A 1,846-nucleotide genomic window follows, 5' to 3' on the forward strand; every position below is an offset into this window, starting at 1 on the left:
CGTCCGCCGCTAACCATCAGGAGTGCAAGCACTCCATCAAGTCCGCTCGACTTGCATGTATTAGGCACGCCGCCAGCGTTCGTCCTGAGCCAGGATCAAACTCTCCAATAAAGATGGAAGGAGTCTCAAACCCGAAGGTAAGAGGTGTTCCATCAAGGTGTTTGACTTGCTCATTTTGAAACTGACGAGAAAAATTAATTTCTCAATTTAATACTCACTCGTTGTTCAGTTTTCAAAGATCAACTTTATCCATTTCGTTATCGCCTCATCAGCGGCAACTTTTATATTATATCAAGTCTTTATTTAAAAAGCAAGCATTTATTTCATTGTTCTAAGAACTCGCTTTTTTCGATAAAAACCGTTCGCTTGAAGCGACATTTATTAATATACCAAACATCAGCCATAATTACAAATTGAAAAACCTGGAACTTTGCTGCATTGGAACTTTACATTTTCGCGCGTACTATTAAACGATGAGTCGGATTTATAAGAGGGTCGCAGGTGATTAACGTCAACACCCTCTCTTCAGGGTCCTCCACATCAAGTACAGATACATCTGTAGGTTTTACAACAGAGATTTTATCGACCGTATACACGTAACTGCCTTTTTTTACTTCTATTAATATCTCGTCTCCAACCTCCACTTCATTTAATCGGTTAAACAATCTCCCTTTAGTATGAGACCTATGAGCTGCAATCGCTGCATTCCCCTCTTCACCTAAATCCGTTGTTTCCTTCATATGCGCTGCCGCATATTTCATGTTAGTCTTTGTCGCGCCTTCAAGAACAGGTAATTCCAAATCAATTTTTGAAATTTTAATTACAGCGATGGCTTGATTCTTGTCCTTTTTTTCTGCGGGCTGGCTCACAGTACGATCTGAATTTTGATCAAGCGCATCTCTAACTTCTGTGTCCGCATCTACTAACTCAGTATCTAATGCTCGTGACATAACCAGATACTCATTTCGAAGATCTTGGTTAATAAGCTCTTTCGTTCGGGGAGTATTTAGACTATTCGCTGCATCCTCCAATAGCCTCTGCTGTTTCGAATCCTGAATCCACTCGGTTGTCTTTGGAAACAAGATGATCAAAATCCCTATTCCAATTAGGAAGTAAGCCATTTTCCGCATTTTCGTATTCCCTCCAGATTAAATAGAGAAGTAAAGAGCTTTACACTCTTTACTTCTCTTACTTAGCTATTATGTGATTAATTTTTTCTTGCAATTTTCCTGAATATGAGACCTAAAGCGGTTATGGCAGATCCTAGAATGTAGAATGGCATCGAGCTGTTTTCTCCTGTTTTCGGAAGTTGTTGTACTTTGACCTCCCCTTCTTGTTCTTCTGAGGTTGTTGTGTTATTTGGCGAAGCATCCGGACTAGGAGGTTCTGAGGAATCAATCTCCCCTACGACTGGAGTTGGGCTTGGTGTCGGAGATGGGCTAGTTACCGGCGTTGGGGACGGTGTTGATGTTGGTGTAGAGCTTGGTGTTGATGTTGGACTTGGTGTTGATGTTGGACTTGGCGTTGATGTGGGACTTGGTGTGGACGTTGGACTTGGTGTCGATGTAGGGCTTGGTGTCGAAGTTGGATTCGGTGTGGACGTCGGTGTCGGTGTCGGTGTCGGTGTCGGTGTCGGTGTCGGTGTCGGTGTTGGTGTTGGTGTTGGTGTTGGTGTTGGTGTTGGTGTTGGTGTTGGTGTCGGTGTCGGTGTCGGTGTCGGTGTCGGTGTCGGTGTCGGTGTTGGTGTTGGTGTTGGTGTTGGTGTTGGTGTTGGTGTTGGTGTTGGTGTTGGTGTTGGTGTCGGTGTCGGTGTCGGTGTCGGTGTCGGTGTCGGTGTCGGTGTGGG

The 1,846-nt window shown here is 44.2% G+C and carries 3 protein-coding genes and 1 rRNA gene; all 4 read right to left on the reverse strand.

Features of this window, described 5'->3' with window-relative positions; all coding sequences use genetic code 11:
- Positions 1 to 111, reverse strand: a 16S ribosomal RNA gene (locus KJS57_RS15475); the annotation flags it as partial.
- A 335-nt stretch (positions 112 to 446) separates the two neighbouring features.
- Positions 447 to 1,130 (reverse strand): class D sortase, encoded by a 684-nt coding sequence (locus KJS57_RS15480; protein WP_213655495.1) that lies wholly within the window; start codon positions 1,128 to 1,130, stop codon positions 447 to 449.
- A 77-nt stretch (positions 1,131 to 1,207) separates the two neighbouring features.
- Complete coding sequence (locus tag KJS57_RS26800; protein WP_354006032.1) at positions 1,208 to 1,399, reverse strand: LPXTG cell wall anchor domain-containing protein; 192 nt, start codon at positions 1,397 to 1,399, stop codon at positions 1,208 to 1,210.
- 40 nt (positions 1,400 to 1,439) lie between these two features.
- A partial coding sequence (locus KJS57_RS26520) for a hypothetical protein (protein ID WP_244861583.1) occupies positions 1,440 to 1,846 on the reverse strand: 407 nt, incomplete at its 5' end.

It is taken from the genome of Paenibacillus vini, assembly GCF_018403325.1.
GTDB classification, from domain to species: domain Bacteria; phylum Bacillota; class Bacilli; order Paenibacillales; family Paenibacillaceae; genus Fontibacillus; species Fontibacillus vini.